Genomic DNA, 16,711 nt, shown 5'->3' with positions numbered 1-16,711 from the left:
GCGTGACCGCGACCCTCACGACGGCGGTGGCCCCGCCGCAGACACCCAAGGCCGGCCGCCCCGGACCAGCGCGCAAGCGGATGCGCTCGTTCTACCCCGCGTGGTTCTTCATCCCCGCGATCGCGCTGTACGTCGTGTTCTTCGCGGTCCCGACCTTCGCCGGGTTCTACTTCTCGCTCACCCGCTGGACGCTGTTCGACCAGACCTTCATCGGCTTCGACAACTTCGTCCGGTTCTTCCAGGACCCGCAGCTCGTCTCCGGGTTCGTGCACACCTTCCAGTACGGCTTCGTGACGAGCGCGGCGAAGGTGGTCCTCGGACTCGCCCTCGCCCTGCTCCTCACGTCGCCCGTGCTGGGGCGCGGCTACCTGCGGGCGGTCGTGTTCTTCCCGGTGCTCGTGTCGACCATCGGCATCGGCATCACGTTCAAGGCGCTGATGGACCCGTTCCACGGGATCATCAACGGCGTACTGGGTTCGGTCGGCCTGCCCACCCCCGGGTGGCTGACCGACCCGGCGCTCGCCCTGTGGAGCGTCGCCGCAGTGGACGTCTGGAAGGGCGTCGGCATCGCGACGCTCATCTTCATCGCCGGCATCGTGGCGATCCCGCAGGAGTACTTCGAGGCGGCACGGGTCGACGGCGCGAGCGCGTGGTCGATCTTCCGGAACATCACGTTGCCGCTGTCCCGCCCCGCGATGGGCACGGTCATCATCCTGTCGCTCATCGGCGGCCTGCGGTCGTTCGACCTGATCTGGGCGATGACCGGCGGCGGGCCGGGGTTCACGAGCGACGTGATCGCGAGCGTGATCTACAAGCAGTACCAGGCCGGGTTCTACGGCCTGTCCACCGCCGGCAACGTGGTCCTGTTCGTCGTCGTCACGGCGATCATGGTGCCGATCTCGTGGCTCCTCAACCGCAAGGAGGCGGAGCTGTGACCACGCTCACCAGCCCGCGCGTCAGCACCCCGGCGCGGTCCCGCCACCCCGGTCGTGCCCGCAGGTGGATCATCGGCTCGATCGCCATCGTCGTCAGCTTCGTCGTCTTCCTGGTGCCGTTCGTGTTCGTCCTGCTCCAGGCGGCGAAGAACCCCGCCGAGGCGAACCAGCTCGGCTTCAGCCTGCCGACCGACTGGCAGCTGTGGCAGAACCTGCAGGCGGTGTTCCAGAGCGGCGACGGTGGGATCCTCCGCGCGTTCTGGAACAGCGCCCTGCTCACCGTCGGCAGCGTCACCGTCATGGTCGTGTTCTCCGCGATGGTCGGGTACGTCCTGCAGCGGCGACCGAGCCGGTGGAACGCCCTGATCAACTTCTTCGTGCTGGCGGGGCTCATCGTGCCGCCGGCGATCGTGCCGACCATCTGGGTGCTGCAGGGGCTCAACCTGTTCAAGACCATGGGCGGGATGATCCTCATCGAGGCGACCTTCGGCCTGTCGTTCTGCATCCTGCTGTTCCGGGCGTTCGTCGCGACGATCCCGAAGGAACTCGACGAGGCCGCCGTGCTCGACGGCGCCGGCCCGATCCGCCTGTTCTTCGGGGTGGTGCTGCCGCTGCTCAAGCCCGTGATCATCACGGTCGTGCTCGTGCAGTCGGTGACGGTGTTCAACGACTTCACCAATCCGCTGTACTTCCTGCCGGGGTCCGAGAACGCGACGGTGCAACAGACGCTCTACGCGTTCCAGAGTCAGTCGGTCAGCCAGCTGAACCTGCTGTTCACCGACGTGCTGCTCATCACGATCCCGCCGTTGATCCTCTACGTCTTCTTCAACCGTCAGATCGTCGCCGGCATGACCAGCGGCGCCGTCAAGGGCTGACCGCCCACCCCGGCCTGGAGGCGCGACCCGCCTCCACCACACCGCCCACCCGGGCGGACGGCCGGGCCCACGACCCCCGCACCGGTCGACGACGACCGGTCGCGTGAAAGGACCACCACATGACCACCTGGACCGCACCGTTCATCGCGGCCGACACCGACCTCGGCAGCGCCCCGATCCTGCGTCGGGAGTTCCCCCTCGACGACGGCCACGGCGCCGTCACCGCCGCCACCCTCGACGTCAGCGCCCTCGGCGTCGTCGAGGCCTGGCTCGGCGGGCAGCGTGTCTCCGACCACCTGCTCGAACCGGGGTGGACGAGCTACGAGTGGCGCATCCGCGTCGTCTCGCACGACGTCACCGAGCACCTGACCGACACGATCCCCGGGCAGCCGGCGGTCCTCGCGCTCGTCGTCGGCAACGGCTGGGCAGCCGGACGCCTGGCCTGGGGCGGCGGCGGTGGCTGGTACACCGACGAGCGCGCCGGATTCGCCGAACTCCGGATCACCTTCGCCGACGGGCACGAGCAGCACGTCACGACCGACACCGACTGGCAGGCCCTGTCGAGCGCGATCACCGCCGACCAGCTCTACGACGGGCAGGACATCGACGCCCGACTCCGCGACGGCTCGTTCCTGACGCCCGGCGAGGTCACCGTGCCCAGCGTCGACGGGCACCAGGGACGGACGAGCACGGTGCACACGGTCGACATCGGCGAGCGCGAACTCGTCGCCGACACCGTGCCGCCGGTCCGCCCGCTGGCCGAGATCGCCCCGGTGGCGATCTGGACGAGCCCGTCGGGAGCGACCCTGCTCGACTTCGGCGTGAACCTGGTCGGGTGGCTCCGCGTCACCGCGACCGGCCCGGCCGGCACCGTGCTGACCCTGCAGCACGCCGAGGTGCTCGAGCACGACGAGCTCGGCACCCGCCCACTGCGCACCGCGAAGGCGACGGACCACTTCACCCTGCGCGGTGACGACGGGCCCGAGACGTTCGAGCCCCGGTTCACGTTCCACGGGTTTCGGTACGCGCAGGTCGACGGCTGGCCGGGCACCCACGACGAACTCCGTGCCGCGGTCGCCGCCGTGCAGGTCGGGTCGGACCTCACCCGCACCGGCACGTTCGCGTCGAGCCACGAGCTGCTGAACACCTTCCACGACAACGTCGTCCGGGGTATGCAGGGCAACTTCCTGAGCGTGCCGACGGACTGCCCGCAGCGCGACGAGCGACTCGGCTGGACGGGCGACATCGCCGCGTTCGCCCCGACGGCCTCGTACCTGTTCGACACCCGGACGTTCCTGGCCGACTGGCTGCGCGACGTCTGGCTCGAGCAGCAGCACGCCGACGGGGTCATCCCGTTCGTGGTGCCGGACGTGCTGAAGTACTCCCCCGCCGAGGACTTCGGCACGCCCGACGCGACCGCCGTCTGGTCGGACGCCGGCGTCTGGGTGCCGTGGACGCTGTACCAGGCGTACGGCGACACCGCGGTGCTCGAGGAGCAGTTCGACTCGATGGCCGCACACCTGCGCCGGGTCCGTGACCACCTGTCCCCGGAGGACCTGTGGGACACCGTGTTCCAGTTCGGCGACTGGCTCGACCCGGACGCCCCGCCCGAGGCCCCGGCCGACGCGAAGGCCGACAAGGGCGTCGTCGCGACGATCTGCGCCTACCGGTCCGCGACGATCGTGGCGGACGCGGCGGAGCTGTTGGGCGGTCACGAGGCGGAAGCAGCGGAGTTCCGGGAACTCGCCACGCGCCTCCAGGCCGGGTTCCGCACCCACTACCTGCAGGACGACGGGCGGATCCTGTCGGACGCGACCACGGTGTACACACTGGCGATCGTGTTCGGGATCCTGTCCGAGCAGGAGCAGGCCATGGCCGGCGAGCGTCTCGCCGAGCTGGTCGAGGCGTCCGGGTACCGGATCTCGACGGGCTTCGCGGGAACGCCCTTCATCACCGACGCGCTGACGCAGACGGGCCACCTGGAGGACGCCTACCGGCTGCTGCTGCAGACGGAGTGCCCGTCGTGGCTGTACCCGGTGACGATGGGCGCGACGACGGTGTGGGAGCGATGGGACTCGATGCTGCCGGACGGCACGATCAACCCGGGTGAGATGACCTCGTTCAACCACTACGCACTCGGTGCCGTGGCGGACTGGATGCACCGGGTGGTGGGTGGTCTGTCGCCGCTGTCGCCGGGGTACGAGTCCGTGCTCATCGCCCCGCAGCCGGGCGGTGGGTTGACGTGGGCGGAGACCTCGCTCGACACCGTGCACGGGCACGTCGCCGTGCGGTGGGAGCTCGTCGACGGGGAGTTGCGCGTCCGGGCGACCGTCCCCGAGGGCGTGACCGCCGTGGTGCGCCTGCCGGGTGCTGCGGAGCAGCGCGTCGGCGGCGGAACGCACGACCTGCGCGCCCCCGCCGCGGTCCCCGCCGCGTAGGACCCTGGTCCGCAAAACACCGGTGTTCGCGCGTCGAACCCCCGAACGCGCGTGTTCACCACGTGAACACCGGTGTTTTGCGGCACCACCCGCGGCACTACCCGCGGCACCACGACACCACCACGGTTGCGGCAGACCGCCGCGCGCCGTACTGTATGAAACGATTCAATCGCACACGAGGAAGTGACACGATGACATCGACCCCGAGCTTCGCCGGCATCGCCGACCAGCTGGCACGACAGCAGATCGAGCTGCCCAGCTGGGCCTTCGGCAACTCCGGCACTCGCTTCAAGGTGTTCAGCACGCCGGGCACCCCGCGCGACCCCTACGAGAAGATCGCCGACGCCGCCCAGGTGCAGCAGTACACCGGCCTGGCGCCCACCGTCGCACTGCACATCCCGTGGGACCTGGTGGACGACTTCGCCGACCTCAAGCGCCACGCCGAGGAGCACGGGGTGTCGCTCGGCACCGTCAACTCGAACACGTTCCAGGACGACGACTACAAGTTCGGCGCCCTGACCCACGTCGACGAGACGATCCGGCAGAAGGCGATCGACCACCACCTGCGCTGCATCGACGTGATGGACGCCACCGGCAGCCGCGACCTGAAGATCTGGCTCGCCGAAGGGTCGAACTACCCGGGGCAGGAGGACATGCGCTCCCGCCAGGACCGCCTGCACGAGTCGCTCAGCACGATCTACGACCGCCTCGGTGCCGACCAGCGGCTCGTGCTCGAGTACAAGTTCTTCGAGCCGTCGTTCTACCACACGGACGTTCCCGACTGGGGCACCAGCTACGTGCAGACGGCGGCGCTCGGGCCGAAGGCGATGGTCTGCCTCGACACCGGGCACCACGCCCCCGGCACGAACATCGAGTTCATCGTGATGCAGCTCCTGCGCCTCGGCAAGCTCGGTTCCTTCGACTTCAACTCGCGCTTCTACGCCGACGACGACCTGATCGTGGGCGCAGCGGACCCGTTCCAGCTGTTCCGGATCCTGGTCGAGGTCATCCGCGGCGGCGGGTACGACAACCCCGACGTCGCGTTCATGCTCGACCAGTGCCACAACATCGAGGACAAGATCCCCGGCCAGATCCGCTCCGTGCTGAACGTGCAGGAGATGACGGCCCGTGCGCTGCTCCTGGACCGCGTCGCACTGACCGCGGCGCAGGAGGCGCACGACGTCCTCGGCGCGAACGAGGTCTTCATGGACGCGTACCAGACCGACGTCCGGAAGGACCTGGCCGAGTGGCGCGAGTCCCGCGGACTGCCGGCGAACCCGATGCGCGCGTACCTCGAGTCGGGCTACCAGCAGTCCATCGCCGAGGACCGCGTCGGCGGCGTCCAGGCCGGCTGGGGCGCGTAGGAACATGACGAACACAGTGGAGGCACGGGTGGACCCCGCAATGCACGGCACCGACGCAGACACCACGATCCGGGCGCTGGTCGCGCGCTCGAACGCGCTCGGCTCGGATCCGCGGATCACGAACTACGCGGGCGGGAACACCTCCGCCAAGGGCACCGACACCGACCCCGTCACGGGCGAACCGGTCGAGCTGCTCTGGGTGAAGGGCTCCGGGGGCGACCTCGGCACCCTCACCCCGGCGGGCCTCGCGGTCCTGCGCGTCGACCGCGTCCGGGCCCTCCAGGACGTCTACCCCGGCGTCGAGCGCGAGGACGAGATGGTCGCCGCGTTCGACTACACGCTGCACGGCAAAGGTGGTGCCGCGCCGTCGATCGACACCGCCATGCACGCCCTCGTCGACGCCGCCCACGTCGACCACCTGCACCCCGACGCCGGCATCGCGATCGCCACGGCAGCGGACGGTCCGGCCCTGACCGAGCGCATCTTCGGCGACCGGGTCGTCTGGGTGCCGTGGCGCCGGCCCGGGTTCCAGCTCGGGCTCGACATCGCAGGCGTCAAGCGTGACCACCCGCAGGCGATCGGCACGATCCTGGGCGGCCACGGGATCACCGCGTGGGGGGACACGAGCGACGAGGCCGAAGCGAACTCCCGCTGGATCATCGACACCGCCGAGCAGTACCTCGCGGAACACGGCACGGCGGAGCCGTTCGGCGGCCTCCGAGCGGGGTTCGAAGCACTGCCGACCGACGAACGTCGCGCACGCGCCGCAGCCCTCGCCCCGACGATCCGCGGCATCGCCGGGCACGACAAGCCGGTCGTCGGGCACTTCACCGACAGCGATGTCGTGCTCGAGTTCCTGGCGAGCGAGCGCGCCGAAGCACTCGCGGCACTCGGCACCAGCTGCCCGGACCACTTCCTGCGCACCAAGGTCAAGCCGCTCATCCTCGACCTGCCCGCAACGGCCTCCGTCGACGAGCAGACCGCCCGCCTGCACGACCTGCACGAGCAGTACCGCGCGGACTACCAGGCCTACTACGACCGGCACCGGACGCCGGACTCCCCCGCGATCCGCGGCGCCGACCCGCTCATCGTGCTGGTGCCCGGTGTCGGGATGTTCTCGTACGGCAAGGACGCCCAGACCGCCCGCGTCGCCGGCGAGTTCTACGTGAACGCGATCAACGTGATGCGCGGTGCCGAGTCCGTCAGTACCTACGCCCCCATCGACGAGGCCGAGAAGTTCCGGATCGAGTACTGGGCCCTCGAAGAGGCGAAGCTGCAGCGGATGCCCGCGCCCAAGAAGCTCGCGACGCGCATCGCCCTGGTCACCGGAGCAGCGTCGGGCATCGGCAAGGCGATCGCGAAGCGCCTGGCGGCCGAGGGCGCCGCCGTCGTCATCGCCGACCTCGACCTGGCGAAGGCGCAGGAGACCGCCGCCGAGATCGGCGGCCTCGACCAAGCCATCGGCGTCGCCGCGAACGTGACGGACGCCGCCGCGATCGACCAGGCTATCCAGCAGACCCTGCTGCACTTCGGCGGCCTCGACCTGGTCGTCAACAACGCGGGTCTGTCGCTGTCCAAGAGCCTGCTCGAGACCACCGAGCAGGACTGGGACCTGCAGCACGACGTGATGGCGAAGGGCTCGTTCCTGGTGTCGAAGGCCGCGGCGAAGGTCCTCATCGAGCAAGGCCTGGGCGGCGACATCGTCTACATCTCGTCGAAGAACTCGGTGTTCGCCGGGCCGAACAACATCGCGTACTCCGCCACGAAGGCCGACCAGGCCCACCAGGTGCGGCTGCTCGCGGCCGAGCTCGGGGAGTACGGCGTTCGCGTGAACGGCATCAACCCCGACGGCGTCGTGCGCGGCTCCGGCATCTTCGCGAGCGGCTGGGGCGCCAACCGCGCCAAGACGTACGGCATCGAGGAGCAGGACCTCGGCAAGTTCTACGCGCAGCGCACGATCCTGAAGCGCGAGGTCGTGCCCGAGAACGTCGCGAACGCCGTCTACGCCATCTGCACCGACGACTTCTCGCACACCACCGGCCTGCACGTGCCCGTCGACGCCGGCGTCGCCGCGGCCTTCCTGCGGTAGCGACGACCGACGACCGACGACCAACGAGCGACGACCAACGAACCGAGCAGGAGCACGGCATGCACACCAGCGGCAGCGTCGCCGCGGTCGACCTCGGGGCGACCAGCGGCCGGGTGATCGTCGGCCACGTCGACCAGGACGGGGTCCGGATGGACCACGTCGCGCGGTTCCCGAACGGCCCCGTCACCCTGCACGAGGGCGACGCCGACACCGGCCGCGACGCCCTGCACTGGGACGTCGTCGAGCTGTACCGGCAGGTGACCGAGGGGCTGCGGCGTGCGTTCGCCGAGCACCCCGCGATCGCCAGCATGGGCATCGACTCGTGGGCGGTCGACTACGGCCTGCTCCGCGACGGCCGACTGCTCGGGCTGCCGTCGCACTACCGCGACGACCGGCACCAGGGCGGTGTCGTCCCCGTGCACGACCGGATGGACGCCACCGAGCTGTACGCCCGGAACGGCCTGCAGCACCTGCCGTTCAACACCCTGTTCCAGTGGGCTGCCGACCCGTCACTGCAGCTCGCGCAGCGTGCGCTGCTCGTGCCCGACCTGCTCGGGTACTGGCTGACGGGGGTCGAGGCGGCCGAGCGCACGAACGCCTCGACGACCGGGGCACTGAACGCGACCACCCGTGGGTGGGACCCTGCGATGCGGGCTGCTGCGGGCCTCCCGGCCGGGCTGCTGCCCACGCTGCGTGACCCGGGCGACCGACTCGGCCCGCTGCTGCCGTCCGTCGCCGAGCTCGTCGGCGGCCAGGCCGACGTGACGCTGGTCGGTTCGCACGACACGGCGAGCGCCGTCGTCGCGGTGCCCGCGACGGAGCCGGACTTCGCCTACATCTCGTCGGGCACGTGGTCGCTCGTCGGCGTCGAGCTCGACGCGCCCGTCCTGTCGGACGCGGCACGACGCGCGAACTGCACGAACGAGGGCGGTGTCGACGGCCGCGTCCGGTTCCTGAAGAACGTGTCCGGACTGTGGTTGCTGTCGGAGAGCGTCCGCACCTGGGAGCGTGGTGGCGACCAGGTCGACCTGGAGGCCCTGCTCGCCTCCGCCGCGGCCGTCACCGCCCCGGTCCCCGTCTTCGACCCCGCGGACGAGTCGTTCACGGCGCCCGGCGACATGCCGGCGCGGATCACCGCGTGGTGCGCGGCGCACGGGCTCAGCGCCCCCGCGTCGCGGGCGGAGTTCGTCCGGAGCATCCTCGAGTCCCTCGCGACGGCGTACGCCGAGACCCTGCGCACCATCGCCGACGTGACCGGCAAGACCATCCGGGTCGTCCACGTCGTGGGCGGCGGCTCGCAGAACCGGCTGCTCTGCCAGCTGACCGCGGACCGCACCGGCCTGCCGGTCGTGGCCGGACCGGTCGAGGCCACCGCACTCGGCAACGTGCTGGTGCAGGCGCGCGCCGCTGGACTCGCGGGCCTCGGAGGGGCTTCACTGGAGGCACTCCGCAGCATCGTCGCACGGAGCGTCGAGCCCGTGCGGTACACCCCGTCGGCGTCGTCGCGCGCCGATCCCGATCGATCCCCCGTCAGGAGCCACGCATGACCACGACCGACGACCAGCACCGGATCGACCCCGCGACCGGCGCACCGGCACCGGCACCCGCGACCGGCTCCGCGTCCGCCGCTCGCACGCGGGTCAAGCGGCAGCTGCCGACGGTGCGGGACCTCGCCCCGCTCATGCAGTTCAAGAAGCCCTCACTGCCGGGTCGGCGTCAGCGCCTCGAACAGGCCCTGACGATCTGGGACCTCCGGGACATCGCCGCCCGCCGCACCCCGAAGGCCGCGTTCGACTACACCGAGGGCGCGGCCGAGGCGGAGATCTCACTGGCCCGCGCCCGGCAGGCGTTCGAGGACATCGAGTTCACCCCGGCGATCCTGCGGGACGTGTCGCGGGTGGACACCTCGCGCCAGGTGCTCGGGGCGCCGGTGTCGTACCCGTTCGGCATCGCGCCGACGGGCTTCACGCGGATGATGCAGACCGAGGGCGAGCGGGCCGGGGCCCGGGCCGCCGGACGCGCCGGGATCCCGTTCTCGCTCTCCACGATGGGCACCACCGCGATCGAGGACGTCCGCGACGCCAACCCGCACGGGCGCAACTGGTTCCAGTTGTACATGTGGAAGGACCGCGAGAAGTCGATGGCGCTGGTCTCCCGCGCCCAGCAGGCAGGCTTCGACACCCTGCTCGTCACCGTGGACGTCCCCGTCGCGGGTGCGCGGCTGCGGGACAAGCGGAACGGGTTCTCGATCCCGCCGCAGCTGAGCGCTCGGACCGTGGTGAACGCGATCCCGCGGCCGTGGTGGTGGTTCGACTTCCTGACCACCGAACCGCTGGCGTTCGCGTCGCTCGACCGCTGGTCCGGCACCGTCGGCGAGCTGCTCGACCACATGTTCGACCCGACCGTCACCTACGAGGACCTCGCGTGGATCCGTGACCAGTGGCAGGGCAAGATCGTCGTGAAGGGCGTGCAGTCCCTGGCGGACGCCAAGCGCCTGGCCGACCTGGGCGTCGACGGCATCACGCTGTCGAACCACGGCGGCCGGCAGCTGGACCGCGCCCCGGTGCCCTTCCACCTGCTGCCCTCCGTGGTGAAGGAGGTCGGGAAGGACACCGAGGTGCACCTCGACACGGGCATCATGTCCGGCGCCGACATCGTGGCTGCCGTGGCCCTCGGCGCGACGTTCACGATGGTCGGCCGTGCCTACCTGTACGGGCTGATGGCGGGCGGCGAGGCCGGGGTGGACCGGATGATCCAGATCCTGTCCGAGCAGATCGAGCGGACCATGCGGCTGCTCGGGGTGGCCTCGCTCGACGAGCTCGAGCCGGGGCACGTGACGCAGCTGCAACGGTTGCAGCCGATCCCCCGGGCCTGAGCGGTCGGCTAGCCGCGCGTTGCATGGTGCACGTTCGGGCGGCGGACACCGGGCGTTCGTCGGTCGATTTCCGTGACGCCCCCCGAATGGGTCACAAATGATGCAAGATGTCCGTGGACGTGTCAACGAAACCCTCGGCATCCGGCCGGCTGATGCGTCCGTCCCTCCCCGCATCCTGCGCCCGAGCATCCACGAGGAGCCCGACATCTCGACCCGAAGCACGTGCACGCCCTCGCGCGGCACGACCTCACGCACCACGCCCACACCCCCGGTCACCCGAGGGGGCACCCGATGATCCGCCACCGCGCGATCCTGGCGGTCGCGACCGCCGGCGCCCTGGTCCTCGGTGTCCCCACCGCCGCCTCCGCCCGCACCTGGTGGGGCTGGGACGGCGAGCGCCGCTGGCACAACGCACCGGTGAACCCCACCCCGACGCCGGCCCCGGACGAGACGGAAGCCCCGGCCCCCACCGAGGAGTGGGCCCCGGACACGGAGCCCGAGCAGGACTCCGCGCCGATCGAGGACTCCGCCCCCGTGGCCGAGCCCGCGCCCGACGCAGAGGCCGAGCCCGAGTCCGAGGTCGCGCCGGAAGCGGCACCCGAGGCTGAGGCCTCCCCCGCGGACCTGTCCGCGATCGCACCGGACGCCTCGTTCGTCGAGGACTTCAGCACGAACGCCGTCACCGGCCTCGTCCAGTCCCTGTACCCGCAGTCGTGGCAGCCCTACCCCGACGGCACCTCGGGCATCTACGCGCCGAGCAAGACCGTGTCGGTGCACGACGGCGTGATGGACGTCGCCCTCGGCACCGGTGCCGGAGCAGCCGGCACCTTCGGCTCCTCCGACGGCGCCTGGGACCACGTCGGCGGCTCGTTCTCGGTCCGCGCGAAGGCGACCGGCGGCGACGGCAACGGCGCGGCCTTCATGCTGTGGCCGACGTCGAACGTGTGGGCCGACGGCGAGATCGACTTCCCCGAGGGCAACTTCGAGGACAGCCCCTCGGTGTTCCACCACTCGATGACCCCGGGCAAGGAAGCCGAGCGCGTCCAGCTCGGCACCGGCGTCTCGTGGCGCGACTGGCACACCTACAAGGTCGACTGGGTCCCCGGTGAGTCCGTGACCTACAGCGTCGACGGCAAGGTCCTCGGCACGATCACGCACGACGTGCCGACGACCCCGCACCGCTTCATGTTCCAGGTCGGCAACTGGGGCGAGCAGGGCAACCTGCTCATCGACTGGGTCTCGACGACCGAGTAGCGTCCGCAGGTCCGCACCACGGACGGACGGGAGGCCCGGTGCCAGCTGGCACCGGGCCTCCCGTCCGTCTGCGTGGTCGCGTTCAGGGCGTCGCGCGCCGCTCAGAAGAGCGCGTTCAGGTCCGCGTAGTCCACCCCGCCCGCCAGCGAGTCGTAGGTGCCGGTGGTCCGCAGCTCGGCCGTGGCCTGCCGAACGACGGCGTACGCGGCCTGCGCGACGGCGGAACCGAGACTGATGCGGGCCACCCCGAGCCGGGCGAGTGCCGCCACGGTCGGCGACCCCGGACCGGCCATCACGTTCACCGGGCCGTCGATCGACTCCACCAGCGCACGGATGGTCTCGACGTCTCGGACTCCCGGGACGAACACGCCGTCCGCGCCGGCTCCGCGGTAGCGACGAGCACGCTCGAGCGTCTCGGCCAGGAGTCGTTCGGGATCGACGAGACCGGCGAGGTGGACGTCGGTCCGTGCGTTGACGAACAGGCGCACCCCGGCTCGTTCCGCCGCGCGCCGGGCCGCCCCGATCCGGTCGGCGAGCGCATCCGGATGCAACCTGCCGTCCTCGATGTTGATCCCGACGGCGCCCGCTTCGAGCACCGCGTCCACCGTGCGCGCCACGCCGTCCGCGTCGTCGGCGTACCCGGACTCGATGTCGACGGTGACCGGCACCGACACCGAAGCCGCGATCCGCGCGACCGCGTCCATCGCTTCCGCGCGGGTCAGGGTGTTCCCGTCCGGTCGCCCGAGGGACCAGGCGACGCCCGCACTGGTCGTGGCGATCGCGGTCGCGCCGGCGTCCTCGACGAGTCGGGCGCTCGCGGCGTCCCAGACGTTGACGAGGACGAGTGGCCGGGATCGGTGGTCGTGGAGGCCGTGGAAGGTCGCGGCTCTGGTCGAAGTCGTGGTCACCCTTCGATCCCAGCGGTCCGAGCGCGGACGAGCTGGCGGGTTCCGGACGACGCGGTGGCGCCGCTCAGCCCCCGGGGAGAGGAGACCTGCGTGGGTTCAGCAGGTCTCCATCCCACGACAGGTCGTCGTGCTCGCGGACCTCGAACGCCTCGAACCGGCCGTCGTCGAGCACGCGGTCGACGAGCGCGCGCGATCCGGCGACGATCGTCGAGTCCCAGTCCTCCTCGGCGGCGACGACCCACGCGTGGTCCTCCGGCCAGATGAACGTCGTGTGCGGCGCCACCTGGCCGTGCAGCCCGAAGCTCTCCCAACCCGGGACCGCCCGCTGCGCCCACGACGGATCGACGAGCTCGTCCAGGGTCGCACTGAAGAGCCAGGTGTCCCGCGCGGGCCAGGCCATCAAGCCCCGCGCACGTCGGATCCGGTGCCGGCGTTCAGCGGACGGCGGCCCGCCCGTCCCCTCCCACGCTCCGACGACCAGGTCTTCGGGGGTCGACGTCGCGCTCCGTAGGTGCGTGGTGAGGACGGCGAGGTCCTGCGGGTCGAACCATCCGTCGTCCGACTGGTCCACACGCCAGCCGTCGGCCCAGGACCTCGTCTGCTCGTCGTCGGTCAGGCGTTGCCACTGCACCAGGGGGTGCATCACGCGGTCGTTGCGGCGCGCGACCTCCGACCACCGCCAGCGGGTGTGTTCGACGTCCGGGTGGTCGCCCCACTCGTCCGTGGTGTCGAGGTCCGCCCGGTGCGCGCCGACCGGGTGCAACAGGCGTGCGTACGCCTCGAACCCGGTGCCCGCGACACCACCGACGCTCGCCCATCGCCCGGCACGCGCGACGAGCCAGTCGCCCCGCGATGCCTCGCTCAGCAGGCGCATCGTGCTGCTGCTCAGAGCTTCTCGTCGACGAGCGCGATGAAGCGGCTGCCGATGCCCTCGACCTCGCGCCGCGTCAGGCCGGCGGTGGGCTCGGGCGCCTGGTACGGGGCGTGGTAGTCGCACATCAGGTAGTCCCACTCGGGCCACCACTTCTTCGGGCGCGCTTCTTCGTCGAAGCCGCAGACCACGCACTCCAGACGCGTCCAGACCTTCTTCGTGCCGGTGCGGTTGGCCCGGGACTGCACGAGCCAGGCGGGCGGGTCCTGCTCGATCGCGTCGAGCTCCGCTTCGCTCAGGCGCGACGGGATGCCGTGGCGGGTCGCCATCTCGAGGGGGATGTCGAGCCGGACGGCGGCTTCGCGGCGGGAGAGCATCCGTCCAGGGTAGGTCCTGCCACTTCCCACCTCGAACTGCGACGGCAGCAACCGGGACGTCCACCGCGGACTTTCCTCGAGTGGGCAGTCCGTGTATGGTCTCGATCACTGAGGTAAAAGGCGCCGCGATCTGCGACGCACCAGCACGCGGCATCGAACGAGTCGCCACTTCTTCCCTCGAAGGAGTGCGCCATCGTGTCCCCCAGTCCCGCTCGCACCACCGGGCACGTGCCCGGCGGTGGTTCTTCTCCTCGTCTGCGCGACGCCTGGATCGCCCTGGCCGGGCTGTCCGCGGTGTTCCTGTTCGAGATGCTCGACAACTCCGTGCTCAACGTCGCCCTGCCGACGATCGGTCGCGACCTGGGCTCGTCGACGACGGGCCTGCAGTGGGTCTCAGGTGCCTACTCGGTCGCCTTCGGAGGGCTGATGCTGCTGTTCGGCGCCGTCGCCGACCGCGTCGGACGCCGCCGGGTCATGCTCGCCGGGCTCGTCCTGCTGGCCCTGGCGAGCCTCGCCACGGCGGTGGTCACGTCGACCGAGCAGCTGATCGCCGTGCGCGTCGCGATGGGCGTCGCCGCGGCGATGACGACGCCCGGGTCGATGGCGCTCGCGTTCCGTCTCTTCGACGACGAAGGTCTCCGGGTGCGGGCACTCACCGTCATCTCGACGGCCGGGCTCGTGGGGCTGGCCATCGGGCCGACCGTCGGCGGTTTCGTGCTCGCCGTCGCCCCGTGGCAGGTGCTGCTGCTGGCCGACGTGCCCATCGCGGTCCTCGCACTCGTCGGCATCCGGCTCGGTGTCGCCCGCGACGAGGCTTCAGGGCTCCATCGTGATCCGGTCGACGTGGTCGGAGCGCTGCTCGGTACCGTGACCACGGCCGGAGCACTCGTGGCGCCGACGATCCTGGTCGAGTCCGGAGTCGCTGGCTGGTGGGGGTGGGCCGTCCTCGCCCTCGCCGCCACCTGCGCGGTGGGGTTCGTCGCCCGCGAGCGGACCGCACGGCACCCGCTGATCGACCTGCACCTGCTCGCCCGACCACTCGTCTCGAGCGGCCTCGCGTTCAAGGCCGCGTCGGGTCTGGCCGTCGCCGGACTGTCGTACCTCGTGACCCTGCAGCTGCAGTTCGCCTGGGGCTGGCCGCCGGCCCTGGCCGCCGTCGGGACGCTGCCGCAGGTGGTCGTCCTGCTCGTCGGCGGCCGCTTCGTCGGGCCGTTCGTGCAGCGGGTCGGCCTGGGCCGCGCCGCCTGGATGAGCGCCGTCTCGGTCGTCTCCGGTCTCGCGGTCTTCGGCGCCCTGAGCCGGTACGGGTACCTGTGGGTGCTCGTCGCGCTCGTGCTCGTCGCCGCCGGCATGCGGGTCGTCGGCGTCGTCGCCGGCGCCTCGGTCCTCACGGGCCTGCCCGCCGACCGCACCTCCGTCGGAGCGGCGCTCGTCGACACGTCGAGCGAGCTCGCGGGTGGTGCCGCCGTCGCGGCGGCGGGGACCATCGTCGCCGCCTTCGTCGCCGGGAGCATCACCACGACCACCTGGACTGCCGCCCGGATCGAGAGCTTCCAGGACGCCCTCACCGTCGCCGGGCTCGGCCTCGCCGCGGTCGCAGCGCTGCTCGTCGTGGTCGGCATGCTCCGAGCCCGGCCCACCGTCGAACCAGAGGACGAGGCCCCGTCCGACCCTGCCGACACCACCCCTGCACACACCGACCCGATCACCATCACCGAGGAGACCTCCCGTGTCTGACACCATCGCCCTCCCCCGCCCGCCGTTCGATCCCGAGTTCGTGCCCTTCCTCACCGCCATGGATGCGCGCGGCCGTTTCCACCTCACGGCGCAGATGCTGCCGCAGATGCGACAGCTGGACATGACCGAGGCGCAGCTCGACGAAGGACTGCGTGCTCGCGGCCTCGAGCGGAGCAGCATCACGATCCCGGGGCACCGCGGTGACCCGATCGACCTCGCCGTGATCCAACGCACCGGCCGAACCGGCACGGCTGCCCTGGCCTACGCGATCCACGGCGGCGGCATGATGTTCGGCCACCACCTCGGCAACCTCGACTCCTACGACGAGTGGCTGCTGGTGCACGACGTCGTCCTGGTCAGCCCGGACTACCGCCTGGCGCCGGAACACCCGGACCCGTACCCGGTCGAGGACTGCTACGCCGGTCTCGTCTGGGCAGCCGAGCACGCCGACGAACTCGGCATCGACCCGGACCGCATCGTCCTCGTCGGGCAGAGCGCCGGTGCCGGTCTCGCCGCCGGCACCGCCCTCCTCGCCCGCGACCGACGAGGGCCCTCCGTCATCGGCCAGGTGCTCGTGAGCCCCATGCTCGACGACCGCGACGCGACACTGTCGGCTCGGCAGTTCGACGGTGTCGGGGTCGCCGACCGGGAGATGACACGGTTCGGCTGGGACGCCTACCTCGGTGACCGGCGGGGCGGCGAGGACGTGTCGATCTACGCCGCACCCGGCCGCGCGACCGACCTCGCCGGGCTCCCGCCCGCGTACATCGACTGCGGCAGCACCGAGGTGTTCCGCGACGAGACCGTCGCCTACGCCAGCTCGCTGTGGGCGGCAGGGGTCCAGGCGGAACTGCACGTGTGGCCGGGAGCGTTCCACGGATCGACGAGCATGATGCCCGACGCGACGCTGTCGCGGCGGGCCGTGCGGGCCCTGCGCGAGTTCACCGGGCGTCTCCTCAGCCCGGCGGTTTGACGGCAGTCCCGGCAC

13 protein-coding genes are annotated in these 16,711 nt (G+C 71.2%); 10 read left to right on the top strand and 3 right to left on the bottom strand.

The annotated features are described in order from the left end of the window. The first annotated feature begins 2 nt into the window (after positions 1-2). The 8 genes from DEJ04_RS12175 to DEJ04_RS18720 all read left to right on the top strand — a co-directional run bounded on the left by DEJ04_RS12175 (position 3) and on the right by DEJ04_RS18720 (position 11,830). Positions 3-935 (top strand): carbohydrate ABC transporter permease, encoded by a 933-nt coding sequence (locus DEJ04_RS12175; protein ID WP_375334732.1) that lies wholly within the window; start codon positions 3-5, stop codon positions 933-935. After that, a complete protein-coding gene (locus tag DEJ04_RS12170; protein WP_111047225.1) occupies positions 932-1,810 on the top strand; it encodes a carbohydrate ABC transporter permease in 879 nt (292 codons plus the stop codon). The genes DEJ04_RS12175 and DEJ04_RS12170 overlap by 4 nt, the downstream gene beginning before the upstream one ends. A 119-nt stretch (positions 1,811-1,929) precedes the next feature. Beyond that, positions 1,930-4,248, top strand: a complete 2,319-nt coding sequence (locus DEJ04_RS12165; RefSeq protein WP_111047224.1) for a family 78 glycoside hydrolase catalytic domain — start codon at positions 1,930-1,932, stop codon at positions 4,246-4,248. A 191-nt stretch (positions 4,249-4,439) separates the two neighbouring features. Beyond that, entirely contained in the window at positions 4,440-5,612 is a 1,173-nt protein-coding gene (rhaI, locus tag DEJ04_RS12160) for an L-rhamnose isomerase (protein ID WP_111047223.1), read from the top strand. A 40-nt stretch (positions 5,613-5,652) separates the two neighbouring features. Continuing rightward, positions 5,653-7,701, top strand: coding sequence for a bifunctional aldolase/short-chain dehydrogenase (locus tag DEJ04_RS12155; protein ID WP_111047222.1), 2,049 nt, complete (start codon positions 5,653-5,655; stop codon positions 7,699-7,701). A gap of 59 nt (positions 7,702-7,760) precedes the next feature. After that, positions 7,761-9,248 carry a rhamnulokinase family protein gene (locus DEJ04_RS12150; RefSeq protein WP_111047221.1) on the top strand — a complete coding sequence of 496 codons (1,488 nt, stop codon included), beginning with the start codon at positions 7,761-7,763 and terminating at the stop codon, positions 9,246-9,248. Between the two features lie 134 nt (positions 9,249-9,382). After that, positions 9,383-10,576 carry an alpha-hydroxy acid oxidase gene (locus DEJ04_RS12145; RefSeq protein ID WP_111022349.1) on the top strand — a complete coding sequence of 398 codons (1,194 nt, stop codon included), beginning with the start codon at positions 9,383-9,385 and terminating at the stop codon, positions 10,574-10,576. A 291-nt stretch (positions 10,577-10,867) separates the two neighbouring features. After that, positions 10,868-11,830, top strand: a complete 963-nt coding sequence (locus DEJ04_RS18720) for a family 16 glycosylhydrolase (protein WP_258371371.1) — start codon at positions 10,868-10,870, stop codon at positions 11,828-11,830. 101 nt (positions 11,831-11,931) lie between these two features. Here DEJ04_RS18720 and DEJ04_RS12135 read toward each other — a convergent pair whose 3' ends face one another. The 3 genes from DEJ04_RS12135 to DEJ04_RS12125 all read right to left on the bottom strand — a co-directional run bounded on the left by DEJ04_RS12135 (position 11,932) and on the right by DEJ04_RS12125 (position 13,986). After that, positions 11,932-12,738, bottom strand: coding sequence for an isocitrate lyase/phosphoenolpyruvate mutase family protein (locus DEJ04_RS12135; RefSeq protein ID WP_111047220.1), 807 nt, complete (start codon positions 12,736-12,738; stop codon positions 11,932-11,934). A gap of 64 nt (positions 12,739-12,802) precedes the next feature. Next, positions 12,803-13,612, bottom strand: a complete 810-nt coding sequence (locus tag DEJ04_RS12130) for a hypothetical protein (protein ID WP_111047219.1) — start codon at positions 13,610-13,612, stop codon at positions 12,803-12,805. Between the two features lie 11 nt (positions 13,613-13,623). Beyond that, positions 13,624-13,986: a hypothetical protein gene (locus tag DEJ04_RS12125; protein WP_111022117.1), complete on the bottom strand. Its 363-nt coding sequence runs from the start codon at positions 13,984-13,986 to the stop codon at positions 13,624-13,626. 195 nt (positions 13,987-14,181) lie between these two features. On the opposite strand from DEJ04_RS12125, the gene DEJ04_RS12120 reads away from it, so the two are divergent. Beyond that, positions 14,182-15,723, top strand: a complete 1,542-nt coding sequence (locus tag DEJ04_RS12120) for an MFS transporter (protein WP_309148016.1) — start codon at positions 14,182-14,184, stop codon at positions 15,721-15,723. Continuing rightward, the gene (locus DEJ04_RS12115) at positions 15,716-16,696 is read left to right on the top strand and encodes an alpha/beta hydrolase (protein ID WP_111047218.1); all 981 of its coding nucleotides are present in this window, start codon (positions 15,716-15,718) and stop codon (positions 16,694-16,696) included. Before DEJ04_RS12120 ends, DEJ04_RS12115 begins: the two co-directional genes overlap by 8 nt. The last annotated feature ends 15 nt before the right edge of the window (positions 16,697-16,711 follow it).

This window comes from Curtobacterium sp. MCLR17_044, from assembly GCF_003234435.1.
GTDB lineage: Bacteria > Actinomycetota > Actinomycetes > Actinomycetales > Microbacteriaceae > Curtobacterium > Curtobacterium flaccumfaciens.
Note: the sequence above shows the minus strand (reverse complement) of the source record. Positions and strands in the feature narration are given on the sequence as shown.